4 protein-coding genes are annotated in these 4,526 nt (G+C 47.5%); 1 reads left to right on the top strand and 3 read right to left on the bottom strand.

What is annotated here, in order from left to right:
* The 3 genes from GF401_04155 to GF401_04145 form a co-directional block, all read right to left on the bottom strand.
* Positions 1–1,856, bottom strand: a 1,856-nt coding sequence (locus tag GF401_04155; GenBank protein ID MBD3344237.1) for a LysM peptidoglycan-binding domain-containing protein, incomplete at its 3' end; no start/stop codon positions are given.
* Positions 1,849–2,625 (bottom strand): hypothetical protein, encoded by a 777-nt coding sequence (locus GF401_04150; protein ID MBD3344236.1) that lies wholly within the window; start codon positions 2,623–2,625, stop codon positions 1,849–1,851. The genes GF401_04150 and GF401_04155, both read right to left, overlap by 8 nt.
* Positions 2,626–2,950: 325 nt before the next feature.
* The gene (locus GF401_04145) at positions 2,951–4,051 is read right to left on the bottom strand and encodes a hypothetical protein (protein MBD3344235.1); all 1,101 of its coding nucleotides are present in this window, start codon (positions 4,049–4,051) and stop codon (positions 2,951–2,953) included.
* 269 nt (positions 4,052–4,320) lie between these two features.
* Here GF401_04145 and GF401_04140 point away from each other — a divergent pair.
* Positions 4,321–4,526: amino acid permease (locus GF401_04140; protein ID MBD3344234.1), on the top strand; the 206-nt coding region annotated here is incomplete at its 3' end.

Genomic DNA, 4,526 nt, shown 5'->3' with positions numbered 1-4,526 from the left:
CGCTCACCCAACACCCGGAGTACGGATTTGAGTTTGTGCAGGGTTTTAATTTTTTTAAGGGTGTTGAGGATCGCAGTAAAATCCTCGACTTCGGTCGTAAGCATAAGCGCAGTCAGCATATCGGCAATTGAATGCGGCAGGAGAGAATCGAACGGGACTTGCGCGTGTTCCTGCTCCAACGCAGCTTTAGTCTGGTGCTTGAATCCACCCGCTCTCGGCCCCGTGAACATTGTTATGTGATTGAGTAATTTCCAGCCGGATTTGACCATCTCCTCGGCATTGTCCACGGCCTCGATGAAAAGCGCACTCCCCAGTTCACACATCTTTTCATAGGCCTCGGATGTGATCTCATGGAGGTAATGGTAATCCACGGATTCCAGTATGTACGTCACCATCTCATAACCTTCCTTTATGTCCACTTCCCATCCGTAGCTGCCTTTTGCTCCCGGTCCAAGGACAACCGCTATGGCAAACTGGAAACGTATTTTTCCCTGGATGTACCCGATCTTAAGATTCAATTCGCCGCCTATTCCCGCCCGGAGTGCCCCGCCTATCGAAAGCTTGCCTAACGCATTAAAGCTTCCCACGGCAGTTTTTCCCCAGTCACCCGAACCGGATAATGAGCCTTCCGCGGATGCTCCCCCGAACGCTGAAAGCTCTGCTTCCGCATCGACCGCATTTGATTTATTTGTATCGATCTTTTTGTCGCTTTGCTCGGCGTTTTCGGAAAAATTTATATAAGGGACCCGCGCCGCGGCTGTAACGGCGGCGCCGGCAAACACATGACCGTCAGCAGTTAAGACGATTCTTATACGAAATTCTCTTTTTCCTTGAATGACTCCATCGACTTTTGGATTACTGTTAATGCCGGAAAAGATATCGACGCCGTCTTTGTCGGGGATATACACCGAAAAGCTGGTGCTCCCATCAATAAGGCCAAAAGAGGCCTGCGCTTTCCCTCCCAGTTCAAATTTCTTGTTCGCCCAATCCAACTCAGCACCGGCAGTTGCTCCCGCCACAAAACGACAGAACCGTGCTTCGGCCTTACAACTGAAATACTCACTGCTCTCCAGATAATCCTTTTCAGGATCACCGAATTTCCACTTAACCGGCCATTGTTCATCAACTTCGGGCGTCTGGAAGAATGTCGCTTTGAATTTTTTATCCATGCCCTTATTATCCGGGGCGTCATCCTGCTTTAAATATTTTTGTAACTGCTTTTTAACTGATGCATCACGATCTTTGCGCCAATGCCCTTTTACCGGCCCGCCGTTACGGGAGTGAGCGCTGATATGTACTTTACGGGACATGTCGCCCCATCGTTTATTTGATTTAACAACAAGCATTTCATCTATTGCGCTCTGTGGATCGGTTTTCAATCCCTTGAATTTCTTCGCAATTTTTTCATCAACTTCTTCAGCTTTATCGAAAGCCTCTCTGGCGTCTGAAGAACGTGACAGGCTTTGCTGGTACTGCGCAATTTCTTTTCCTAAGGCGTTCACCTCTTCAACTTCACGAATGAACGCTTCTGTATTGTCCGCCGGCACGACGAAATATTTCATTTCAGAGGGGCAATAGCATATAATGTCATCCTCACCGATATCGCCTTCAACAGTTTTTACCGGTGCTTTCATACAAACGATTTCTTTATCATCTTCCTGAATAATTTCTACTTCATCGACAGTATATATCCTCATGGGAACACGAATAACCCGACCGACTTCAATCATATCAGGATTTTCTATCTCATTAAACATTGCCAAATTCTTATCGTACCGGGATTCACCATAATATGTTTCTGCAATGCCGCCGAGCGTATCACCTTGCCGGACTTCGTATTCTACACATTCAACCATTGCCCAGCTCCTTTACTTTTTTATCCTCAAACATATAATACACATGACCTTCACCACCGTGATCGACTTCAAGGGTATACGACAATGCTGAATTTATATCAGGAAACTCTAATTCCAGCGTATCATTTCCTGTTTTCTTATCATCTTTCACGGTTAAGATCTTTTCATACGATTGAGAATCATCGGTACTGAACAACCTGATTTTATCATCCTGAGCTTCGGGATCTTCAGGGTCTATGTCCAATGTAATACGAAGAGTTACATGTGAATTTGCCGGCATCGAAAGCTCCGGGCTGTCGATCTCATTCTCTCCCAGAGAATGAAAAATGCCCTTTATTTTGTATGTACACGGTGTTTGGGAATCTTCCAGCCACTCGGAATAATGGTCATCGATAAACCAGAGTTTTTTAATCTCCAAACGGGCGACGCCGGTCTTTCGGTCGATGAATCCTTCGATTTCCTGTGAAAGATCGAATTCCTGTCCGTTGAATATACCAAAGAGCTTGCCGCGGATCCGCAGGCGTTCTGTATCTTCCTTCCCGGGAAGAAATTCTGTCTGCACCTCCAGAAAACATTGTTCCAGATATTGAAACCCCCCGGGGCCCGGTTTCCATTCAGCGGAAATTATTCGAACTTCCGGTTCTTCTTTCTTTTTCTCTACCGGTTCGATATCCTGGATATCGATGTCGCGTTTGTTCTCTTTTGGCTCTTCCTTCTTTTTAGCAAAGGAATGTCCAGGTTCGTTGATGTCATGAAATTCTCGTGCCATTGGTCTTTATTCTCCAGAAAGAAATATACTAAAAACCCTTTCCAAATAAAACAATATTCGAAAAATGTTGCGGTCTATCACCGGATTGCAAATTTATAGAACGCGGATTGGGCTGCGGCATATCGAACCTTCACCGCCCTACCTATGCATCCCCCGGGGTGCATAGCTACACAGAAGCATTTTCAACGTGGGGTGTAAGGGGACGGCAGTCCCTTTCCTCATACAAAAAACAAACCACACTTGTTTCAATAACCCCACAATTAGCCTGTGTTGTCCAGAGTAATTGGAGCGTGGAAATGCGGATTTTTCGAGGTCCTTACCCGATTTATCTTTTCCCAAGAAACCCATACGCCCTGATCCCCCATTTTTTTTCAATCCGTTGTGCTTCATCGGAAAAACAGCAGAAACAGGCCGGCTTTTCTCTGGGGATATTGCCGAGATGAAAATCTCCTTTATACCGGAATTCCCGCTCCTGCCGCCAGTCGGTGATTTTTCCCCGTGACTGGAGCAGGTAATGGTTCTCTTTATCCACCGGCAGCGTTGGTTTCCCGGAATAGTAGACAACCGGCAGTATACCCATTGTAAGGGCATATTCCTTTTCGATCCCGATACCATAGGGCTCAAAGGACATCATGCGATACCGGGAGCGCCATTTGATCAGAGGGAGGGTATCGGCTGGAGGGAGATCTGAAAAGGAGACGGTTGATATGGTATCGGGCATGTGGAGTGACGATGCACAGATACGTTGCGTCGTGAGAATATTACATAGTGAATCGAACGCGGTCCGTGGATAGGTGGGCGATTTTAAGACAGCCTGGTAGTAGTCGATTTTACGTTCGGTGGGCCAGGCGACATTCGACGCCCGGGTCCAATGGATGATATACGGTTTGTCGATCTTTTGTATGGCCGGTGACAAGGCGCCGGGCTCCAGGTGATAATGGATCGGTTCGGTCCGTTTACAGTAATCGATACGGAACCGGTTGTTGATTTTGTGTGATGCACTCGTGGCCGTCAGGTTCTCCATCAGACCGCCTTTCCGGATTGAGACCGGCAGGACCAGATCGGCGGTATCAATAATGTATCGATCTCGAAGGACGGGCAGCTCTTTTTTGTCTCCAGCATCATTACCGGGGTAGAGCGGGATTATGGCTACCGTCTTTTTTCGGCAATCGAACGACCGTTGCGCCTCCCTTTTCATGCAATCGAACGTTTTCCGGTTTGATGCGGGAATCACAATGGTCATTTCGATTTTTTCTCGCAGCCCCGCGGCGATCTGTATTTCCCAGGTTTGCATACCCGTCGAGGTGATAAGCCGGAGGTTATTTTCTTTTATCCACTCCACGGCGCGGGTTACTTTTTCCACCCACGGTGTTTTGGCGCAGGGCCTGAGTGGTTGGCGGGACAAAAGAATGGCGGCGGTAGTCATGGCGACAAATATAGGTTATTGCACGACACGTTGCAGTCTCTTTGCATTGCCCCGGTAACGGTTTGCTATCCTTTACAGCATTTTTTTTCTTTCCACCCGGGTGTCGGAAAAAGAGTTTTTTTATAGTTCTTTCTTCAAATATAAGGTATTTTAAAAAGTATACCGTATGGTAGTTCCGCGTCCCTGAGCGAACATGCAGGGCATGCGGACGACAAGCCTTATAAAGAATTAAAAGAGCAGATCGACAACCTTAAAAGAATGGGAGCCTTTTGAAACTTCACCGCCAACTTGGGCTTATCGATATTTTCTGTATTGCAACCGGGGCGATGATCAGTTCCGGCATATTTGTTCTTCCCGGGCTTGCCCATGCGCAGGCGGGGCCGAGTGTTATTCTATCCTATGCGATCGCCGGAGTCCTTGCCGGTATCGGCATGTTAAGTTCCGCCGAGCTGGCAACGGCCATGCCCAAAGCCGG

This window comes from Chitinivibrionales bacterium, assembly GCA_014728215.1.
Taxonomy (GTDB): Bacteria; Fibrobacterota; Chitinivibrionia; order Chitinivibrionales; family WJKA01; genus WJKA01.
The sequence above is the reverse complement of the archived record's forward strand: the minus strand, read 5'-3'. Positions and strand labels throughout refer to the sequence as shown.

What these genes read in the sequence shown, in the direction of transcription:
- GF401_04150 (MBD3344236.1), bottom strand. Translation starts at nt 2,625, where the DNA reads ATGGCACGAGAATTTCATGACATCAACGAACCTGGACATTCCTTTGCT.
- GF401_04145 (MBD3344235.1), bottom strand. Translation starts at nt 4,051, where the DNA reads ATGACTACCGCCGCCATTCTTTTGTCCCGCCAACCACTCAGGCCCTGC.